This window comes from Kribbella solani (assembly GCF_014205295.1).
Taxonomy (GTDB): domain Bacteria; phylum Actinomycetota; class Actinomycetes; order Propionibacteriales; family Kribbellaceae; genus Kribbella; species Kribbella solani.
In genome coordinates, this window is record NZ_JACHNF010000001.1 from 6,859,441 (window position 1) to 6,879,395 (window position 19,955).

General features: G+C 68.9%; 20 protein-coding genes. 11 read left to right on the forward strand and 9 right to left on the reverse strand.

Features of this window, described 5'->3' with window-relative positions:
- Window positions 1–19 precede the first annotated feature (19 nt).
- Window positions 20–1,000: an ArsR family transcriptional regulator gene (locus HDA44_RS38740; protein WP_184840749.1), complete on the forward strand. Its 981-nt coding sequence runs from the start codon at window positions 20–22 to the stop codon at window positions 998–1,000.
- On the opposite strand, the gene HDA44_RS31745 is transcribed toward HDA44_RS38740, so the two are convergent.
- Window positions 997–1,773 (reverse strand): TetR/AcrR family transcriptional regulator, encoded by a 777-nt coding sequence (locus HDA44_RS31745; RefSeq protein WP_184840751.1) that lies wholly within the window; start codon window positions 1,771–1,773, stop codon window positions 997–999. The two genes, HDA44_RS38740 and HDA44_RS31745, sit on opposite strands and share 4 nt — an antisense overlap.
- A 70-nt stretch (window positions 1,774–1,843) precedes the next feature.
- Here HDA44_RS31745 and HDA44_RS31750 point away from each other — a divergent pair, with 70 nt between their 5' ends.
- From HDA44_RS31750 to HDA44_RS39045, 4 genes are all read left to right on the forward strand, one after another.
- Window positions 1,844–2,677 (forward strand): SDR family oxidoreductase, encoded by an 834-nt coding sequence (locus HDA44_RS31750; protein ID WP_184840753.1) that lies wholly within the window; start codon window positions 1,844–1,846, stop codon window positions 2,675–2,677.
- Window positions 2,678–2,715: 38 nt separating this feature from the next.
- The gene (locus tag HDA44_RS31755) at window positions 2,716–3,744 is read left to right on the forward strand and encodes an Rv2578c family radical SAM protein (protein WP_184840755.1); all 1,029 of its coding nucleotides are present in this window, start codon (window positions 2,716–2,718) and stop codon (window positions 3,742–3,744) included.
- A 286-nt stretch (window positions 3,745–4,030) separates the two neighbouring features.
- Window positions 4,031–4,810 (forward strand): alpha/beta fold hydrolase, encoded by a 780-nt coding sequence (locus HDA44_RS39040; protein ID WP_420488558.1) that lies wholly within the window; start codon window positions 4,031–4,033, stop codon window positions 4,808–4,810.
- 29 nt (window positions 4,811–4,839) lie between these two features.
- Window positions 4,840–5,307, forward strand: coding sequence for an alpha/beta hydrolase (locus HDA44_RS39045; RefSeq protein ID WP_184840759.1), 468 nt, complete (start codon window positions 4,840–4,842; stop codon window positions 5,305–5,307).
- A 59-nt stretch (window positions 5,308–5,366) separates the two neighbouring features.
- Here HDA44_RS39045 and map read toward each other — a convergent pair whose 3' ends face one another.
- Window positions 5,367–6,134, reverse strand: coding sequence for a type I methionyl aminopeptidase (map, locus tag HDA44_RS31770; protein WP_184840761.1), 768 nt, complete (start codon window positions 6,132–6,134; stop codon window positions 5,367–5,369).
- Between the two features lie 150 nt (window positions 6,135–6,284).
- Between map and HDA44_RS31775 the strand changes: the two genes are divergently transcribed.
- Window positions 6,285–6,827: a 23S rRNA (adenine(2058)-N(6))-methyltransferase Erm(C) gene (locus HDA44_RS31775; protein ID WP_184840763.1), complete on the forward strand. Its 543-nt coding sequence runs from the start codon at window positions 6,285–6,287 to the stop codon at window positions 6,825–6,827.
- 67 nt (window positions 6,828–6,894) lie between these two features.
- On the opposite strand, the gene HDA44_RS31780 is transcribed toward HDA44_RS31775, so the two are convergent.
- Window positions 6,895–8,631 (reverse strand): ABC transporter ATP-binding protein, encoded by a 1,737-nt coding sequence (locus HDA44_RS31780; protein WP_184840765.1) that lies wholly within the window; start codon window positions 8,629–8,631, stop codon window positions 6,895–6,897.
- Window positions 8,628–10,373, reverse strand: coding sequence for an ABC transporter ATP-binding protein (locus tag HDA44_RS31785; RefSeq protein WP_184840767.1), 1,746 nt, complete (start codon window positions 10,371–10,373; stop codon window positions 8,628–8,630). Before HDA44_RS31785 ends, HDA44_RS31780 begins: the two co-directional genes overlap by 4 nt.
- A gap of 162 nt (window positions 10,374–10,535) precedes the next feature.
- Between HDA44_RS31785 and HDA44_RS31790 the strand changes: the two genes are divergently transcribed.
- On the forward strand, window positions 10,536–11,501 hold the full coding sequence (locus HDA44_RS31790) for a glycerophosphodiester phosphodiesterase (protein WP_184840769.1): 966 nt from the start codon (window positions 10,536–10,538) through the stop codon (window positions 11,499–11,501).
- Between the two features lie 102 nt (window positions 11,502–11,603).
- On the opposite strand, the gene HDA44_RS31795 is transcribed toward HDA44_RS31790, so the two are convergent.
- Window positions 11,604–11,951, reverse strand: coding sequence for a PspC domain-containing protein (locus HDA44_RS31795; protein ID WP_184840771.1), 348 nt, complete (start codon window positions 11,949–11,951; stop codon window positions 11,604–11,606).
- A 125-nt stretch (window positions 11,952–12,076) separates the two neighbouring features.
- Here HDA44_RS31795 and HDA44_RS31800 point away from each other — a divergent pair, with 125 nt between their 5' ends.
- Together HDA44_RS31800 and groL are read left to right on the forward strand one after the other, a co-directional pair.
- Window positions 12,077–12,412: an MmcQ/YjbR family DNA-binding protein gene (locus HDA44_RS31800; protein WP_184840773.1), complete on the forward strand. Its 336-nt coding sequence runs from the start codon at window positions 12,077–12,079 to the stop codon at window positions 12,410–12,412.
- A 244-nt stretch (window positions 12,413–12,656) separates the two neighbouring features.
- Window positions 12,657–14,282 carry a chaperonin GroEL gene (gene groL / locus HDA44_RS31805; RefSeq protein ID WP_184840775.1) on the forward strand — a complete coding sequence of 542 codons (1,626 nt, stop codon included), beginning with the start codon at window positions 12,657–12,659 and terminating at the stop codon, window positions 14,280–14,282.
- 81 nt (window positions 14,283–14,363) lie between these two features.
- Here groL and HDA44_RS31810 read toward each other — a convergent pair whose 3' ends face one another.
- Together HDA44_RS31810 and HDA44_RS31815 are read right to left on the reverse strand one after the other, a co-directional pair.
- Window positions 14,364–15,371 (reverse strand): glycoside hydrolase family 6 protein, encoded by a 1,008-nt coding sequence (locus HDA44_RS31810; protein ID WP_184840777.1) that lies wholly within the window; start codon window positions 15,369–15,371, stop codon window positions 14,364–14,366.
- 65 nt (window positions 15,372–15,436) lie between these two features.
- A complete protein-coding gene (locus HDA44_RS31815; protein WP_184840779.1) occupies window positions 15,437–15,835 on the reverse strand; it encodes a guanyl-specific ribonuclease in 399 nt (132 codons plus the stop codon).
- Window positions 15,836–16,052: 217 nt separating this feature from the next.
- Here HDA44_RS31815 and HDA44_RS31820 point away from each other — a divergent pair, with 217 nt between their 5' ends.
- Complete coding sequence (locus HDA44_RS31820) at window positions 16,053–16,979, forward strand: GNAT family N-acetyltransferase (protein ID WP_184840781.1); 927 nt, start codon at window positions 16,053–16,055, stop codon at window positions 16,977–16,979.
- Window positions 16,980–17,079: 100 nt separating this feature from the next.
- On the forward strand, window positions 17,080–17,535 hold the full coding sequence (locus HDA44_RS31825) for a hypothetical protein (RefSeq protein ID WP_184840783.1): 456 nt from the start codon (window positions 17,080–17,082) through the stop codon (window positions 17,533–17,535).
- A 144-nt stretch (window positions 17,536–17,679) separates the two neighbouring features.
- On the opposite strand, the gene HDA44_RS31830 is transcribed toward HDA44_RS31825, so the two are convergent.
- Together HDA44_RS31830 and HDA44_RS31835 are read right to left on the reverse strand one after the other, a co-directional pair.
- Complete coding sequence (locus tag HDA44_RS31830; RefSeq protein ID WP_337906650.1) at window positions 17,680–18,261, reverse strand: FHA domain-containing protein; 582 nt, start codon at window positions 18,259–18,261, stop codon at window positions 17,680–17,682.
- A gap of 398 nt (window positions 18,262–18,659) precedes the next feature.
- Complete coding sequence (locus tag HDA44_RS31835; protein ID WP_184840786.1) at window positions 18,660–19,937, reverse strand: vWA domain-containing protein; 1,278 nt, start codon at window positions 19,935–19,937, stop codon at window positions 18,660–18,662.
- Between the last annotated feature and the right edge of the window lie 18 nt (window positions 19,938–19,955).

The following is a 19,955-nucleotide window of genomic DNA, read 5'->3' on the forward strand; positions in this document are numbered from 1 at the left end:
TACCTCGGGGGAGGGGATCGTGGTGTACCGCATTCATTTCGACTGTGCGGATCTGGCCCGGACGACGATCGCGCAGCGGCCGGACCCGTTGTGGGAGGTACTGCTCGGCCTGCACGTGCTGCAGGGCGACGAGGAGCCGGAGGTCTACGGGCCCTGGCGGGAGCGGGTACGGGGCCGGCTGACCGTTCCGGAGCGGGAACTGATCGCGCTGGCTCCACCGGTGGGGTACTCACCGGACTTCCTCACGCCACGTGCGGCGGGGGAGGGGCTCGAGGCCGGACTGACGGCGGTCGCGGCGACACCGGCCGGCCAGTTGATATCGGAGCTCCGCCGGCTGTCGGACAGTGTCCGCCTGCCGAACTGGACGCGCCGGCTCGCGTCCGGTGACACCGGAGTGATGACCCGGCTCGTCCACGGGCTGCGGTCGTTCCACCGGACCAAGATCGCGCCGCAGCTGCCGATGATCTCGACCGCGATCGAGCCGGCCGTCGCGCAGCACAACAGCATTGTCGCGAACGACGGGTTCGAGTCGCTGATCCCGCAGCTGCACGGGTCGCTCGGCTGGGCGGCTCCGGTGTTGTCAGTGGACATGCCACACGTCAACCGCGACCTGTACCTGAACGGCCGTGGGCTTCGCCTGGTGCCGTCGTTCTTCTGCTGGAAGTACCCGATGATGCTGCTCGACCCGACCTTGCCACCGGTGCTGGTGTACCCGGTCAAGCACGATCCGGCGCCGGTTGTCGTACGTCGCCCGGACCGTGATCGCGCGGTGGCAGTGCTGTTGGGGCGGACACGGGCACAGGTGCTGACGTGTATCTCGGATGGTGCCTGTTCGACCAGTGAGCTGGCTGCCCGGACGGGGATCTCGCCTGCTTCGGCCAGTGAGCATGCACGGGTGCTGCATGACACCGGGCTGGTTACTACGCACCGGGTTGGCAGTTCGGTGCGGCACACGTTGAACCGGGTGGGCGCGGAGGTGCTTGCGGGTGCTCGTACCTAGCCTGTCTGGGCCTGGATGCCGTCGAGCAGGCGGTCCAGGCCGTAGCGGTACGACTCCGATGCGGCTTCCTGTGTAGTGGACTGGTAGCCCTTCGCGTTCCAGATCGTCGTCATCGCGGGGTGCCGTTCGACGTCGAAGTACGTCTCCCACAGGTCGTTCCGCTCGTGCCACCAGGCGTCGTTCGCCTGGCCGGTGGTGCGTTCGATCAGCCTGCTCTCGGCTTCGAGGCCGGCGGCGGAGTCGATGTACGTGGTGATCGCGAGCGCCGCCGTATTCGTCTCGGCGGCACTCAGGCCGAGTACGAGCATCGCCGCCAGCAGGTACTCACGGGCAGCCAGCATGGCCGGGCCGACCGGCGGGCGGATCGTGGAGATCTGCGACAACCACAGATGCCGCTGGAACATCGCGCGGGTCTGCCCGGAGTAGATCTCGATCTGTTCGCGCCAGTCGTCCGGCCGCTCGCCCGGACCGGGGAGCTCACGCTCGCTCATCACCTGGTCGACCATCAGGTCGAGCAGTTCCTCCTTGGAGGGTACGTACGTGTAGAGCGTCATCGTGCCGACGCCGAGTTCCTTCGCGACGCCGCCCATCGAGGCAGCGGTCAGCCCGTGCTCGTCGGCCAGCCGGATGGCGGTCAGTACCACGTCGTCCAGGTCGAGCGACGGCCGCCGCCCGGCGCCGCGCTTCCGGTTCGGTTCGGCCGGGCGGTGGTTGCGCCACAGCAGCGCCAGCGTCCTGTCCGGCTGCCCCGCGCCGCTCTGCTGCTTGTTCACAGGGCAACGATAGGCGCTGGGTCGAATTCTCGTATACCATACGAGAATTCGATCGGAAGGAGAGAACGGCATGACGATCTTGGTGACGGGCGCGACCGGGAGCGTGGGGCGACTGCTGGTGGACGAGCTGGTGGCCGCGGGCGCGCCGGTGCGGGCGCTCACCAACAATCCGGCCAAGGCGGCGCTACCGGCCGGCGTCGAGGTCGCGCGGGGGTACCTGGGGAAGCCCGCGACCTTGCCGGCCGCGCTGGCCGGAGTGGACACCGTGTACCTCGCGCCACTGCCGGCGTACGTCGAGGAGTTCGCCAGGTGCGCGCGGGAGGCCGGCGTACGGCGGGTGGTCGTGCTGTCCGGTGAGCCGGCCGACTACGAGGCGCAGGGTGATCCGTCGACCTGGCACTACCACCGGATCGAACGGGCGATCGAGGCGGCCGGATTCGACTGGACGTTCCTCCGGCCCGGGCAGTTCATGAACAACACCTTGGACTGGGCGGAGTCGATCAAGAAGGAGGGCGTGGTCCGGGCGCCGTACGCCGGGGCGGTGCAAACGCCGATCGATCTCGGTGACATCGCGGCGGTGGCGCGGGTGGTCTTGCTGTCGGAGGAGTTCGGCAAGCAGAAGGTGGCGATGAGCGGCCCGGAGGCGATCACGCAGCCGGAGGAGGTCGCGTACATCGCGGCGGCGATCGGCCGGGAGGTGCGCTTCGAGGAACAGACGCCCGCCGAGTACTTGGATCAACTGGCACCCGTGATCGGCCTGGAGACCGCGCAGTGGTTGCTGGACGGCTTCCGGATGATGTCCGAGTACCACCTGAAGCCGGAGTCGACGGTCGCCGACCTGACCGGGCGGCCGGCGGTCACGTATCGGGAGTGGGCGGTCGCGAACGCGGACGTCTTCCGATGAGCTTGCATCTTATCTGAACATGTGTTCGACTGTGCGGTATGAGGTGGGCCGGGCAGCGGATCGATGTGGAGGCGCCCGATGCGCTGCCCGGCCTCGGCTCGATCGCGGGGCTGGTGCGGTCGGTGACCACTCCGGAGTTCCAGGGCGTCACGTTCCATGAAGTGCTGGCGCGGTCGGCGCTGAACTCGGTGCCCGGCGCGGCGGCGCTGCCGTTCAGTTGGACGGTCAATCCGTACCGTGGCTGCACGCACGCCTGCCGGTACTGCTTCGCCCGGCCGACGCACAAGTACCTGGAACTCGACACCGGGCAGGACTTCGACCGGCAGATCGTCGTGAAGACCAACGTGGCCGAGGTTCTGCGCCGGGAGCTCGCCCGGCCGTCCTGGTCGCACGAACCAGTTGCCCTCGGCACCAATGCCGATCCGTATCAGCGCGCCGAAGGCCGGTACCGGCTGATGCCCGGCATCATCGACGCGCTCGCCTCGTCCGGTACGCCACTGTCCATCCTGACCAAAGGAACCTTGCTCCGCCGCGACCTCGGGCTGTTGTCCGCCGCCGCTTCACAGGTGCCGGTGGGGATCGCTATGTCGCTGGCCTTGGGCGACGACGAACTACGCCGAAGCCTCGAGCCGGGCGTACCTTCGGTCCGCGGCCGCCTCGACCTGATCCGCGCGATCCGCGCCGCCGGTCTCCCGTGCGGCGTGATGGTTGCTCCCGTCCTTCCGTGGCTCACCGACTCCACCGATCAGCTGGATAACCTCTTCACCCAGCTGGCCGAAGCGGGCGCCACCGGCGTCACCACGCTCCTCCTCCACCTGCGTCCCGGCGTCAAGGACTGGTTCATGCAGTGGCTGGCCCGCGACCACCCGGAGCTGGTCGCCCGCTACGAATCCCTCTACGCCCGCGGCTCCTACGCCGCCCCCAGCTTCCGCAAGGCCTTCGAAGCCAAGGTCCGCCCGCTACGAGCCAAGCATGGCTTCGCCGGCGCCGCGTCCCACCGCCCCGAGCCGATCGCCGGGATGCATGTCACCACCCAGCCGCAGGCGGTGCAGCAATCCCTGTTCTAGGAAACAGGGAGGAAACGCCCGTCGCGCTGAGATCAGCGGTGTGAAAAAGCGAACCCAGCTGACCGCCCTGGCCGCGTCGCTGGCGGTGATCGGCGGCTCGGTGACCGCCGTGAGCGCCAGCGTGGTCTCCGCCGTCACCTGGAAGTCCTGTCCTGCGTACTCGGACGAGGTGGCCCGGAGTCTGGGGGTGACGCCCGAGCAACTCGCCACCTTCCGCACTCTGATGGACCGGCTGCAGTGCGGGACGGTCCGCGTGCCGCTGAACTACGCGGATCCCGGCGGACGGATGATCGACGTCGCGGTGACCCGGCTGCCGGCCACTGACCGCAAGCACCGGCAGGGCAGCGTTGCCGTGCTGCCAGGTGGGCCGGGCGGCAGCGGGTACCTGGACCCGATCTTGCGCGTGGTGTTGCGGAACGACGAGTTCGCCAAGCTCAACCGTCAGTACGACGTGATCGGGTTCGACCCGCGGGGCGTCGGCTCCAGCACCAAGGTCGCCTGCGCGCCCGGTCCGATGGGTCCGACGCGGCCGGGCCCGTTGACGAAGGCCGCGGCGAAGCAGATCTACGACGCGCAGGTCACCGCGAACCAGCGGTGCTCGACCTCCGATCCGGCGTTTCTCGGGCAGCTCACGACCCAGAACGTGGCGCGGGATGTCGACCGGGTGCGGTCCGCGCTGGGGATTCGTGCGCTCAACCTGATCGGGTTGTCCTGGGGACGTATCTGGGGATCGTCTACCGCAGTACCTTCCCGGCCCACACCGGGCGGGTCTTCCTGGACAGCCCGGCGCCGCCGTGGACCGAGCTGGACCGGCACATCCTGGAGAGTGCCGCGGCCCAGGAACGCAACTTCGCCCGGATGGCGGCCTGGCTCGCCCGCCACGACGCGACGTACCACCTGGGCAGTACCGCGCGGAAGGTACGCGCCGAGGTCCTCCGGCTCGTCCGCGCGTACGACCGGAACCCGAAGACTTACAGCGATTTCCCGTCGCCGATCGACGGCTCCACCATCGCCGACCTGGCCGGCCGCGCCGGCACGGACTGGCCCCGGGCGGGTCAGGCCCTGAACGAGCTGCGGACGGCTACCGGCTCGACCGTGCCGCCGACCGTCAAGGACCTGTTCGGCGCCCGCCGACCGGCCCCCGGAACCCCCGAAGCGACGAACTTCACCATGAACTGGGCCGTCAGCTGCAACGAGGACGGCAGCCGGTCCAGCTTCGAGGCGAGCTGGCGTGACTACCAGCAGCTCCAGAAAACGAGCCCGGTCACCGGCCGGAGGTGGGGACCCCCGGCCCGCTGCGCCGGTTGGTCGCTGCCCGTCCAGCACCCCACGCTCCGGCACTCCGACGGCTCCCTCATCCTGGCCGCCCACCTGTACGAGAACATGTCGGTCTACGCCTGGGCGCTGGAAACGCGGAAAGCCGTCGGCGGCACCGTCTACACGATCCCCGACGACGCTCATGTCGCGACGACCAAGGTCCCGCGGTGCGCCGCGGAAGTGGTTACCTACTTCGTATCCGGTGCTCGTCCCCGACCCTGCCCGGGGCTTCAACCGCCGGCCTGACAAGCCGCCCAGCCTGACAAGCCCGCCCAGCCTGACAAGCTCGCCCGGCCCTCGGATCGTCACTGCGAGGTGAGGATTCGCGGGCCTTCCGGGGTGATGGCGACGGTGTGTTCGGCGTGGGCGCCGCGGGTGTGGTCGGTGGAGCGGAGGGTCCAGCCGTCGGGGTCGATGCGGTAGGCGGAGCTGGGGCCGGTCCAGAACCAGGGCTCGATGGCGAAGACGTGGCCGGCGCGGAGCTTGAGGCCGCGGCCGGCGCGACCGCCGTTGGCCAGGTGCGGCTCCTCGTGCATCCGGCGGCCGATGCCGTGCCCGCCGAAGTCGAGGTTGGTCCCGAGGCCGGCGTCCTTGCCGATCCGGCCGATCGCGGCGCCGATGTCGGTGATCCGGCCGCCGTCGACCGCGGCCGCGATACCGGCGGCGAGGGCTCGCTCGGTGGTCGCGATCAGATCCAGGTCCTCGGCCCGCGGTGTACCGACGCAGAAGCTCGTCGCCGCGTCCGCGCACCAGCCGTCGACCGACGCGCCACAATCCACGTTGAGCAGATCGCCGTCCTGCAGCCGAAGATCCGATGGCAACCCGTGCAGCACGGCGTCGTTCACCGACGTACAGATCACGCCACTGAACGGCGCCGGCGCGAACCCGGGCTGGTACCCGTCGAAGGTCGAAACCGCGCCGGCCGAGCGCAGCACCTCCCGCGCGACCTCGTCGAGCTCGCGCAACGAGACGCCGACCGAGGCCGCCTTCCGCACCGCCGCCAGCGCGTCGGCGACCACCCGCCCGGCGGCCCGCATCTGCTCGATCTGCGCGGGTGTCTTCAGCTCGACCATGATGTCCTCGACTCCTGGGATAGTTATACCGGTACTTCTATCACGCCGGGCCGGGTGGCAATCAACTCGGGCCCGCGGAAAATGCTTTGAGGCCAAGCCGTCCGGCCGCTTAGGGTCGGCGCATGATTACGTACTTCGTGATGGTCCGTCGTGCCCGCCTCCGGGCAGGCGAGGGGTGCCTGGGGATGGCATCCGCTCGATAGTCGCTGGGCCCAACGCGTCGTCGACGCCGCCGAGGTAGAACCCGGCGAACTCGTCCTCGACGTCGGAGCCGGACTGGGCGCGCTGACCGCGCCGCTGGTCCGGGCCGGTGCCCGAGTCATCGCTGTCGAACTCCACCCCGGCCGGGCCGACCGGTTGCGCCGGCGGTTCGCGGACGCGCCGGTGACGGTGGTCCGGGCCGATGCCGGTGACCTGCGGTTGCCGTCACGGTCGTTCCGGGTGGTGTCGAGTCCGCCGTACAACATCTCCACCTTGTTGCTGAAGCGCCTGCTGGCGCCGGGTACCCGCCTGGTGTCAGCGGATCTGGTGCTGCAGCGACAGGTGGCGAATCGGTGGGTACGCGGTGATGCTCCGGGCGCGAACCGGTGGTTCCGTCACTACGACCCTTCGATCGGGCTCCGCCTTCCCCGCAAGGCATTCACCCCGCCTCCACATGTCGACTCAGCAGTCCTGGTACTGCGCAAACGCTGAACTACGGAGCGAACCCCCACTCGGTCAGAGGTGACCGGGTGGGGGTTTCTGCTTGCCGGCGGTGCCGTCAGCCGTGCCAGGAGTTCCACAGCGCGGCGTACGAGCCTTTACGGGCGACCAGCTCGTCGTGGCTACCGAGCTCCGAGATGCGGCCGTCCTCCACCACCGCTACCCGGTCGGCATCGTGCGCGGTGTACAACCGGTGTGCGATCGCGATCACAGTCCGCCCTTCCAGTACGGCGGCCAGCGAGCGTTCCATGTGCCGTGCGGCCCGCGGATCGATCAGTGACGTCGCCTCATCCAGTACGAGCGTGTGCGGATCGGCCAGCACCAGCCGGGCGAGTGCGAGCTGCTGCGCCTGCGCGGGCGTCAGTGCCAGCTGCCCCGAACCCACTCTGGTGTCCAGACCGTCAGGCAGTGCCTCGGCCCACTCGCGAGCGTCCACCGCGCCGAGCGCATCGAGTAGCTCGTCATCAGTGGCTGACGGACGTGCCATCGACAAGTTGTCCCGCAGCGTGCCAACGAAGACGTGGTGTTCCTGCGTCACCAGAGCGACCTGCTTGCGCAGCTCATCCAGTGGCAGGTCCGTCATCCCCACGCCGCCCACTGTCACCGAACCAGTTCGTGGTGGATGGATTCCGGCGACCAGTCGGCCCAGTGTCGATTTACCAGCACCGGACGGTCCGACCATGGCGATCCGCTCGCCCGGTGCGATGGTGAGATCGACACCGTGCAGTACGTCCCGTCCCTCGACGTACGAGAACCTGACGTCACGTGCTTCAACCAGCTCACCATCAGGCGTACGCCCGGATGGCGTGCGGTCGTCAGGTACATCGCTGATCCCCAGCAGTCTTGCGAACGCCGCACCGCCGGACTGGAGCTCGTCCAGCCAGGAGAGCAGGCGGTCGACCGGGTCGATCAGCTGGTTCACGTACAGAACGGCAGCCGTGACCGCGCCGAGTGAAACGTGGCCGTTGAGGTGCAGCCAGCCGCCGAACAGCAGTGTGCCGACCACTGGCACCAGGTATCCCAGCTCGGCAGCCGGGAAGTACACGGTCCGTAGGAACAGCGTGTACCGCTCGGCGTTGTACGACCCGCCGATGTCCGCGTCGCCCCGGCGTACGCGATCGTCGTACCGCCGGAGTGCCTCGACAGTACGTGCGCCCTCGACCGTTTCGGCGAGCGAACTGGTCATCTGCGCGTACGCCGCGTTCTCGCGCAGGTAACCGTCCTTGGCGCGCCGCAGGTACCACTTCGTGCTCAGCCAGAGCAGCGGAACCATCGCCACCAGCGGCACCAGCACCCAGACCCCGACCAGCAGCGTGGCGACGGCCGTGAACAGTACGGTGACGAACGCGATGATGGTCTCCGGTACGGCGAACCGCACCGTCCGCGACAACGTGTCGACGTCTCGCGACGTCCGCGACAGCAGATCACCCGTACCGGCGCGCTCGACCGTGCCGATCGGAAGTGCGAGCGCGTTGTCGACGAACTCCTCCCGCAGCTCGGCCAGCACCTGCTCACCCAGCGCGAACGACTTGAACCGCGCCCACCGCGTCAGCAGCGACTGCGCCACGATGAAGACGGCGATCACCGCGATGACCAGGTTGACCTTGGCAGCGGTCGTGCCGTGCTGCACGTTCTGGACCAGGTCGCCGATCAGCCGCGGCGCCGCCAGACCGCTCACCGCTGCCAGCGCGTGCAGGAGCATCGCGGCCAGCAGCGTACGGGGATGCCGGCGCGCCAGCCGACGCGCGTGCCGACGGATCTCGGCCGACCCGGCGACGGGCAGGATCTGTTTCATCGCAGGGCCTCCTCTTCCTCGGTCTCGGGTTCTGTCTCGTCGTCGGTCTGGCGGGTCACGGTCCGGCGGTAGCGCGGGTTGGAGTCGAGTAGCTCGCGGTGCCTGCCGACCGCCGCCACCCGACCGGCCGCTACGAAGATCACCTCGTCGACCCGGTCCAGCAGCAGTGGGCTGGCGGTCAGTACGACGGTGCTGCGGCCGGCCCGGTGGTCGCGCAGCCGGTCCGCGATCCGTGCCTCGGTGTGTGCGTCCACAGCCGATGTCGGCTCGACCAGCACGAGTACGGACGGGTCAGCGAGTAGAGCGCGGACAAGTACCAGTCGTTGCCGCTGCCCACCGGAGAACGAGCGGCCCTTCTCCTCGACCTCCGAGTCCAGTCCGTCCGGTAGTGCGACCAGCACGTCCTCGGCCGACGCCGTACGCATCGCGGTCATCAGTTCCTCGTCAGTACGCCGGCCGTCCGGGTCCAGCTCAGTACGCAGCAGGCCGGTGAACAGCTGGGAGCTGGTGTCACTGACCAGGATCCGCTCGCGTACGTCCGCCCGTGTCGCACTGGCCAGCGTCACACCGCCGTACCGGACTTCGCTGGTGTCGTCGTAGCGGCCCAGCTGGTCAGCTAGTACGGCGTAGGTGTCCGGCTCGGCGGAGACGATCGCAGTGAGCAGACCATCCCGTGCGCGTACGCCAGACACCGGATCGACCAGGTCACCGGCTTCCGGCAGCCGCACTGGCTGCTCCGGGTCGGTGATGTCCGGCCTGAGCTTCAGCACCCGGTTCACTCGACCGGCCGCGACCAGACCGCGCATCAGCTGGTTGGCGAACTCGGTCGCTGTCCGGAGCGGTAGTACCAGGAACGTCGCGTACCCGTAGAAGGCAACCAGTGACCCCGGGCTGAGCTGACCGCGTAGCGCGAAGTGCGCGCCCAGACCGACCACCAGCACCACGAAGATGCCCGGTAGCAGCACCTGGGCGGCGTCCAGCACGGACTGGATGCCGGCCACCCGCACACCGGCCTTCCGGACCTGCTGCGACTCCGTCCGGTACCGCCGGGAGAACGACTCTTCACCGCCGATGCCACGCAGCACCCTCAGACCGGCGACGATGTCGGAGCCCAATGAGTTCAGCTCGCCGACCGCCTCGCGTTGCGCGGACTGGCGCCGGTGCAGCGGCCGGAGCATCGGGCCGAGGCAGAAGAGCATCACCGGTACGCCGATCAGTACCACCAGACCGAGCGTGGTCGACGACGACAGCAGGATCACCGCGACCACGAAGAACGCCACGATCGAGCCGGCGAACCGGGCCGAGATCTCCATCAGGTTACCGATGTACGACAGGTCGCCGGCGCCGACGCTGACAACCTCTCCGGTGGCCAGGTGCTTCGGCAGCGTCGCGCCCAGGTCCGCCGACTTCCGGGTCACCACCTGGACCGTCCGGTACGCCGCGGTGAGCCAGTTGGTGACCGCGAACCGGTGCCGCATGATGCCGGCGACCGCCTGCACCACGCCGACCGCGAAGAGCAGGGCGGTCCACTGCAGCAACCGCTTGCCGTCGCCGGCCGCGACCCCCTCGTCGATGGCCCGGCCGAGGATCGCCGGGATGAACGCCTGCGCGCCCATCCAGAGAATGCCGAACGCCATCCCGCCGGCGAGCGTACGGGACTGCCCGCGGGCGACCCACCACAGGTAGCGGGCCGGCGAGCGATGGTTCGGGACGCCGGGATCGGCGAGCGGCAGATGTCTCATGGCTTCTTCAGGCTAGGTCGCGCCACTGACAGTTCGCATGCGAATTAGCTCCGCGCGCGTGCGGCCGCCGGTACACGCGGTGACGGTGACGGTCGGTAGAGCTTCACCTTGCGTTGGGCAACGGGTTCCCACCGGGCAATCTGCGGCCCCTGTCCTGGAACCATGTTGGTGATCGCGCATCGGGGAGCGAGTGGCTACCGCCCGGAACACACACCGGCCGCGTACCGGCTGGGAGCGGTACAGGGCGCCGACTACCTGGAGCCCGACCTGGTAGCCACGCTGGACGGCGTCCTGGTCTGCCGGCACGAGAACGAGATCTCCAGTACTACTGACGTGGCTGATCACCCGGTGTTCGCGGACCGGAAGATCACCAAGATCGTCGACGGGACGGCTGTTACCGGCTGGTTCGTGGAGGACTTCACGTACGCGGAGCTGCGGACGCTGCGCGCCAAGGAGCGGATGCCGGCGCTGCGGGCGAGCAACACGGCGTACGACGGGCTGGAGGAGGTACCGACCTTCGACGAGGTGGTAGCCCTGGCCCGGCGCGAGTCGGCGCGGCTCGGGCGGCCGATCGGGGTCATCCCCGAGCTGAAGCACCCGGCGTACTTCCGGCGGCTCGGTCTGCCACTGGAGGAGCTACTGACCGAGCGGATCGTGGCACTGGGACTGCGTGCGGACGAGATCATGGTGCAGTCGTTCGAACCGACCAGTCTGCGTCGGCTGGCGGTGATGACGCGGGTACCGCTGGTACAGCTGATCGACTCGGAGAGCGCACCGAACGACTTCCTGCGTACTGGTGACGGTCGCTCGTACGCTGATCTGCTTGCACCGTCCGGGTTGCGGGAGGTCGCTACGTACGCGCAGGTGCTGGCGCCGCACAAGGACCTGGTGATTCCGCGAACTGCTGACGGGTGTCTGGGGGAGCCGACTCGTCTGGTTGATCAGGCACACCGTGCCGGTCTGGCGGTGCAGGCCTGGACGTTCCGGGCGGAGCGGCGCTTCCTACCTACCGCGACTGACTTCGCTACCGAAGTCACCCGGTTCGCCGCGCTGGGGCTGCAGGGCGTCTTCGCTGACCACCCTGACCAGGCTGTTGCCGTACTACGAGGAGCTGCGCTCAACGTGTGAGCGGCAGCGGGGTGACCGCTGGCTGTGGTCACCCCGCCAGAGTGGCCGTGGGTGCTGCGTCCGTGCCGGCACAGGGTTGGCGCGGTGCCGGCGCAGTGACCGTCACGCCGCCGGGGGCTTGGTGCCGGTGTTGTTGCTGGTGTCGTCGTAGAGGCGGGCGGCGATGTCGTTCTCGGTCGTGTTCTGGTTGTGGTTGACCGTCTGCTGAACGTTCTGCCACACGGCCTTGCCGTCGGACTCGGGAATCACGATCCAGGCGACCGCGTACCCGATCATGGCGGCACCACCGGTGATCAGCGTCAGCCCGACCCAGCCGAGCCGGACCAGCGTGACGTCGACGTTCAGGTACTCGGCGATACCACCGGAGACACCCGACAGCATCCGCTGGTTGGCGGACCGCCGCAGGATCTTGCCGGACAGGTTCTGAAACGGTGCGTTGGAGTTCGTCATGGCTCTACTCTCCCGCCCCGGCGCCCTCCACCACATCCGGATCGGCACCGACCCACCCCTGACCCACCCCTGACGACTTCCGGCTGACCCAGGACTGTCGGTGCGGGTCGTTAGCGTTGGGAAGTATGGACATGGCGGCGGTGGTGAAGGTGATGAGTGAGTTGCCCGGTGCGGAGGAGCACGAGGGCTGGGCCGGCCAACCGGTCTTCAAGGTCCGCAACAAGAGCTTCGCGTACCTGTCCGAGGACCAGACCCGAATGCACCTGAAAGCACTCCGCGAGGAACAGGAGGCCCTGGTCGCCGAGAACCCCGACGTCTTCACCCCCTCCTGGTCCGGCGGCCGCTTCGCCTGGCTGGAAATCAACCTCCCCCACGCCGACCCCGAAGAACTCCAAGAACTGATAACCGAAGCCTGGCGCCTAACCGCCCCCAAGTACCTGATCGCCCAACTGACGGCTTGACCGGGGCAGCCGCCTGACGCCGCGCGGGGGCTGGCTTGCACTCGGGTGGGGCGAGTGCTAATACTTGGTTAGCACTCCACGGGTGAGAGTGATAACTGCTCGGCTCGCCGGAGTGTGTAAGAAGACGGCCTCGATGAGGTGCCGGAGCGTGGCGGGACATGAGCGTCGCGACCCTGGTGCCGTCCGTCGCGGGCATCGGAGCCGGCTGAACCACAAAGACTCGACGCGGGAGGACTCGCGGAGAATGCCCAAGCTGATTGCTTTCGATGAAGAGGCGCGCCGCGGCCTCGAGCGGGGAATGAACACCCTCGCCGACGCCGTCAAGGTGACGCTCGGCCCGAAGGGCCGCAACGTCGTGCTGGAGAAGAAGTGGGGCGCCCCCACGATCACCAACGACGGTGTCTCCATCGCCAAGGAGATCGAGCTCGAGGACCCGTACGAGAAGATCGGGGCCGAGCTCGTCAAGGAAGTTGCCAAGAAGACCGACGACGTCGCCGGTGACGGTACGACCACCGCCACCGTGCTGGCCCAGGCCCTCGTCCGCGAGGGGCTGCGCAACGTCGCCGCCGGCGCCAACCCGATGGGCCTGAAGAAGGGCATCGAGAAGGCCACCGAGGCGGTCAGCGAGCAGCTGCTCAAGCTGGCCAAGGACGTCGAGACCCGCGAGCAGATCGCGTCGACCGCGTCCATCTCGGCGGCGGACAACCAGGTCGGCCAGATCATCGCCGAGGCGATGGACAAGGTCGGCAAGGAAGGCGTCATCACCGTCGAGGAGAGCAACACCTTCGGCCTCGAGCTCGAGCTCACCGAGGGTATGCGCTTCGACAAGGGCTACATCTCGCCGTACTTCGTGACCGACACGGAGCGGATGGAAGCGGTCCTCGACGACCCCTACATCCTGATCGTGAACAGCAAGATCTCGAGCATCAAGGACCTGGTCCCGGTGCTGGAGAAGGTCATGCAGACCGGCAAGCCGCTGGCCATCATCGCCGAGGACATCGAGGGCGAGGCGCTGGCCACCCTGGTCGTCAACAAGATCAAGGGCACCTTCAAGGCCGTCGCCGTCAAGGCGCCGGGCTTCGGTGACCGCCGCAAGGCCATGCTGGTCGACATCGCCGTCCTCACCGGCGGCGAGGTGATCTCCGAGGAGGTCGGTCTGAAGCTGGACTCGGTCGACCTGGAGCTGCTCGGCCAGGCCCGCAAGATCGTCGTCACCAAGGACGAGACGACCATCGTCGAGGGCGAGGGCGACGCGGACCAGATCGCCGGCCGGGTGAACCAGATCCGCGCCGAGATCGAGAAGTCGGACTCCGACTACGACCGCGAGAAGCTGCAGGAGCGGCTGGCCAAGCTGGCCGGTGGCGTCGCGGTGATCAAGGTCGGCGCGGCCACCGAGGTCGAGCTGAAGGAGCGCAAGCACCGCATCGAGGACGCCGTTCGCAACGCGAAGGCGGCCGTCGAGGAGGGCATCGTCGCCGGTGGTGGCGTCGCTCTTCTGCAGGCGTCCGTGGCGGCGTTCGAGAAGCTGGAGCTCGTGGGTGACGAGGCGACCGGCGCGCAGATCGTGCGTCAGGCCGTCGAGGCCCCGCTGAAGCAGATCGCCGTGAACGCCGGCCTCGAGGGTGGCGTCGTGGTGGAGAAGGTTCGCAACCTCGAGCCGGGTCACGGTCTGAACGCCGCGACCGGTGAGTATGTCGACCTGATCGCCACCGGCATCATCGACCCGGCCAAGGTGACCCGGTCCGCGCTGCAGAACGCGGCGTCGATCGCGGCCCTGTTCCTCACCACCGAGGCCGTCATCGCCGACAAGCCGGAGAAGGCCGCGGCCGCTCCGGGTGGCGCGCCGGACATGGGCGGCATGGACTTCTGATCCAGTAGTCCGACAGCACCCGCAGTACCCCAAGCGGCCCCGAGCACATGCTCGGGGCCGCTTGCTGTTCCGGGGCCGCGATCAGGTGCCGGTGATCAGGTGGTGGGCGAGGACGGGGGAGAAGGTACGGGTGGGAAGGGTGGGGGCGAGGCCGCAGGGGCCGTCGGATTCGCCGGGGGTGCGGAGCCAGAGGTGCAGGTCGGCGGGGGCCGGGGCGGTGGCCGGGGGTGCGCCGAGTTTGCGGGCGGGTGGGTTGCAGGAGCTGCCGTCGGAACCGTTGCCGTTGCGGCTGGTGTCGATGACGAAGTGCGTACCACCGCCGAGCGCGGTGAGGATCTCGTTGCCCCGCGCGGTGGACTGTTCGGTACTGAAGTAGTCCGCCGTGTTCAGCGCGAACCCGCGGATCTTGCCGACGTCGGCGAGGCGCAGGCGGCGGGCGATCTCCTTCGCGCCGGCCGAGCTCACGGTGCCGGCGTCGAGGTACGCCCACGTGTTCGGGTTCTTCGCGGCGAGCAGCCCCACCGCGTACTTGAGCATCGCGATCCGCCCGTCCCACTGCGCCGCCGGGTAACAGTCGAGTCCGGCCAGCGCGTTCGGTTCGAGTACGACGATCGCCGGCCGGGCTCCGATCCCGTCCGACACGGCCGTGATCCAGTTTCGGTACGCGGCGTCGGTCGTCGCCCCGCCGCCGATCCCGCACTGCCGGCCGGGCAGGTTGTCGGTGATCAGCACCGGCAGTTTCCCGGCCCGGTCAGCCGCGGTCGTGTACGCCGTGACTGCAGCCTTCGCCTCGCCGCTCCAGCTTCCGATCCAGCGCGCCGACGGCTGACCCGCGATCTTCGACGCGAGCGCGGTGTCCTCCGGGTGCCGGCGTGCGTACGCGGCGGCCGCCGACGCCGGGTCGACGTACAACCCGTGCGTCAGCCGCACCGGGTCGCCGGTCGTTTCGGCCAGTCCGGTCGCGGGCCGGCCGAAGACGAACAGTGCGGCGGTCAGCAGCAGGCCGGCGGTCAGCGAACGTGCGACCGGGTGCGGCCGATGGGCGGTCAGCGAACGCGCGGCCCGGTGCGGCAGGCGCGAAGTCGGCATCGGTGCAGCGTCCTTCCGTCCAAGGAATGATCACTCAACGTGCCGACGACATTACCGCCAGTGGATCAACTGTTTTCGTCGACCTCGCAGAACGAGGCGTAGTGGTCGCCGGTGTAGTAGACGTGCGCGGGCGTGGTTTTCGCACCGCCGCCGATCAGCCGGCGGGCGCCGCGGTCGGGCGAACCGGGCGTCTTCACGGTGTACTCGTGGTAGTACCCGGACGACTGGCTCGGCAGAATGCCTTCCCGGTTCGAGAAGACGGTGCCGTCCTGGCGGTACGGGAACGGTCCGCCGGAGTGGATGAGCTTGAGCGTGTCGGATGCCTGCGAAGGCAGCGAGCTGAGTGCACAGGTGTCTATCGCCGTGATGGACGACGACGTGGGGTGGGCGGTGGGGGCGGCGTACGCCGTGGAACCGAAGGCGACGGTGGTCGCCAGGGTCACGGCAGAGATGAGGGTTCTCATACCGCCGAGGATCCTCCGTCCAGACCGGCGACGGGTCATCCCAAGTGTGAATAACAGGTGGACTATGACCCCGGCCGCGTTCTAGGGTCTAGCTCGGCGAGAACAATCTTGGAGTGGAAGGAGCGACCGATGCGTACACCGACTTGTTTCCCGGCGCGCCCGGCCCGCTCCGCCAGCTCGCACTGAGCGGACCCCCGCGCCTCCCGTTGGAGGATTCGTGACCATCCGCACCACCGTCGAGGCCGACCTCGACACCATCATCGCTCTGATCGAGCAGCAGTCCGTCAACACCGTCACCCTCGACCGCTACCGCGAGTATGTTGCCGCCGGCTACTACCGGCACGACTGGACCTGGGTCCTCGAGGAGAACGGCAGCATCCAGGCGCTCGCCATCTGGTGGGGCGGACCGGAAGAACCGCTCCCGTTCAGCATCGACGGTTTGTACTACGCCGGCGATGGCGACCCGGTCCCGGCGTGGACCGCGCTGATCGAGCATGTCCTCGCGGCTCGTCCGGCTGATGCCGAACCGCCGGAGTACCACTTCTTCCTGGACAGCGACTGGGAGAACGATCCCGAGGTCGTCGCGCCGCTCGACCAGCGTACGCGGGCAGCCGTCGCCGCCGGGCTGACCGAGGTGACCGACCGGCTGCGCTACGAGTGGAAACCGGAGTACGGGTTGCCGAAGCGCTCCACCCGGCTGCGTTTCGAACCGGCCGACGACGAGGCGTTCGTGAAGATGTTCATGCAGGTCAGCGAGAACAGTCTGGACGCGGCGACGGCCCGCGAGATCGCGCGGATCGGCGTCGAGGGCGCGGCGCGGGAAGAGTTGGCGATGTACAAGTCGATGCCCGGTGACCGTGCGCTCTGGCGGCTCGCGTACGACGAGGCCGGCGAACTGGTCGGGTTCGAGATGCCGTCCGCGAACGCCGGTGGTCCCGTGGTCGGCTACCTCGGCGTCGTACCCGAGCACCGCGGCAAGGGGCTGATCGACGATCTGCTGGCCGAGCTCACCCATCAGCTCGCCGATGCGAAGCAGATCCGCGCCGATACGGACTTCGGCAACGTGCCGATGGCGAAGAGCTTCGAGCGGCAGGGATACCGCAAGTTCGCGGTCCGGCGGGTGCTGTCGTTCCCGCAGAGCTGAGCCGGCGACGACCGCGGCGCTGAGGTAGAGACGCGCGACTCCCCGAGCCCTATGCTCCCTGACATGTCAGCTGGGCTGGGGGGATCGGGGAGTCGCGGCGATGCGTGACATCGCGCTGATCATGCATGTCGTGGCGGGGGTGTTCGCGGTACTGTTCGGGCCGCTCGCGATCGTGCTGACGCTGCGCCGGCGTGGGTTGAACTGGGCCGGCGAGGTGTACCACTGGACGATCGCGCTGGTGTGCCTGACCGCGCTGGTGATGGTGCCGTACGAGTGGGGACGGCTCTGGTACTTCGGCCCGATCGCGGTTGCCACGTACTTGTTCGTGTACTTCGGGCAGCGTGCGGCGGAAGCGCCCGGTGGGCTTTGGTATCGCGGGGTGCTGCGCGGGTACGGCGGTGGGTGGATCGCGCTGTGGACGGGGATCGCGATGATCGCGCTGCCGCGTCACCCGTGGACGTGGGCGATTCCGATCGTGCTGGGGTTGGCGGCGATCGAGTGGCTGTGCTTCCGGCCGGCGCCGAGCTGGACGCATCTCCAGCCGGGGCGAGGTTGACGCACCCGCGACCGGGCAGAGGTCAACGCCTGCGATCGGGCAGCGGTTGACGCACCTGCAAACCGGCAGAGGTTGCCTGCTGGCCCGCTTGGCTGAAGGGTTGCCCCCTGGGATTTTGAGGGGGCAACCCTGCGGTTCAGGGGGCTAGGCCTGGCCGGCTTGTTCTTCGGGGGTGGATTTGCGGACGACCAGGCGGGTCCAGGCGCCGACGTAGATGCGGTCGTCCGGGTTCAGTTCCTGGCGCTGGCCGGGGACGATCGGGGTGTCGGGGAGCGGGCCGGCGGCGGACGCGACGTACGTGCCGTTGGAGGACTGCAGGTCCTCGATCCACCAGCGCTGGCCGTCGGTGGTGAGTTGCGCCTGGCGGCGGCTGACGCCGGTGTCGTCGCCGCAGTCGATCTCCGGGTCGATGCCGCGACTACGGGACGGGCGGCCGACGAGGAGGCTCTTACCGTTCAGTGCGATCACGGCGGGGAGGCCGGGGGACGGGCAAGGGTCTTCGCTTTGCTGGACCGCGTACCAGTCGGGGTCTACCCAGCGTTCCACTACCCACTCACCGATCGCTGCTTGCGGAGCCGCTGGTGCTGGTGCCGGGGCGCCTGCCTGGTCGAGTGGTGCGGCCGGGCGGGGCATGGTGCCGGTGGTGAAGTCGTAACCGCAGTTCTCGCAGAACAACGCGTCGACGGATGCCGCCTCAGAACAGCTAGGACACAACTGCCCACCCACCGATGCACTACCTCCAGCCACTGCACTTCCGGGAGGCGGTGCGGTCGCGCCGGGTCCGGTCGGTGGTGCTACGGCGCCGGCGGTCGGGCCGTACGCGGGGGGTGTGCTTGCGGCCGCTGCACTTCCGGCAGGGGGCGTGCCGGGTCCGGTGGCGCCGGGTGGTGTCGTGCCGGTGGCTGTCGCGGGCGCTGGTGGCGTGAGGCCAGGCGCCGCGCCAGCCGGTGGGGTGCTGCTGGGTGCTGTGCCGGGTAGCGGGGTGGTGCCGGGTGCATTGCTGGTGCCTGTGCCGGGTGCGCTGCTGCCTGTGCCTGTGCCTGTGCCTGGGGCGGGGAGGGGGAGGCCGCAGACGTCGCAGTAGTCGGTTGAGGTGGTGGGGTGTCCGCTGGGACAGGTTGCTGTCATTTCCTCACCCGGGTGGTCTTGGTGGAGGCGGTGTCCAGGGCCATCTCGTCGGCCTTTTCGATCGTGCGCTTGAGCCGCACCGTACCCGTTTCCTGGTCGTCGATGTCGACGACCTTGCGCAGGCGGGTCGTGGCCGCCTCGTTTCCGGTGGCCGCGGCGAGCTGGACCGCACGCCCGAGTTTGGTGGTCGCGGTAGCCGTGTCTCCGGCGGCCTTGGCGGCCAGACCGTCCTGGATCGCCTGCGCCAGCTCGGTCTGCCCGGTGTAGTGCGCGACCTCCGGACTGATCCGCGTGGTCAGCGCGTCATCGGCCGACCACAGCGCCTTCACCAGCCCCTGCGCGACGACATCGTCACCCAGTACGAGCTGCACGCGCGCCGCCAGTTGCTCCTGCCCGATCGCCTTCGCGGCCAACCGGATCGCCACGTGATAGTCCCGCGACTCATCACCCCAGGAACCAGTCGGGTACGAGCCGGTCAACGGGTTGATCACCGCACGCCGTGACGTCAGGTCCTCCACGGTCGGCGCGACCTGCCGTACGAACAGCACCTCCGCGCCCTGTGGTGCCCACACGCGCAGGTCGGCCTGCGCCACGCCGCGACTCATCGCGTTCTGGATCAGCTTGGAGAACTCCTCGGCGAGCTGGTTCGGTGCCGGGATGATGTCGACGGTACCGAGCAGTGCCTGCGCGATCCGCCGTACCTCGTCGACCTGCCAGGCCACCCCGACCCCGCGCGTGTCGCACTGGAACTGGCCGGTCACCGACTCGATCGCCTGGGTCAGCGCCTCCGGCGTCTCGTGCTGGTTCTCGCCGTCGGTGAGCAGGATCGCGTGCTTCTGCGACAGCGTCGGCACGGTCGCGAACACCCGCGACGCCAGCCGCAGCCAGGTACCCATCGCGGTCCCGCCGTCGGCGTAGAACCGGGACACGGCGTCCTTGGCCGCCTGCCGGGTGTACGGGTCCATCTTCACCATCACCGGCTCCGCGGACGGCGGGAACGCCAGCTGGGCCCGGTCGTTGCCGGAGATGACCGCGAACCAGACCCCGTCGAGGATCTGGTCGAGCGCGGTCTGCGCGGCGTACGCGGCGGCCTGGACGCCGTCGCGCCCCATCGAGCCGGAGGTGTCGACGATGATGATCTCGCCCGCGTCGCCGCTGCCGGACTGCCCGGCCGCGCCGGCGCCGGCGCAGTTCACGGTGACGATGGCGTGTACGTCGGTCCCGCCGTCGGGCAGGAACTCGTTCTGGTAGACGGTGGCGGTGAAGTCGGCCATTTCGGGTTCCTATCGAAA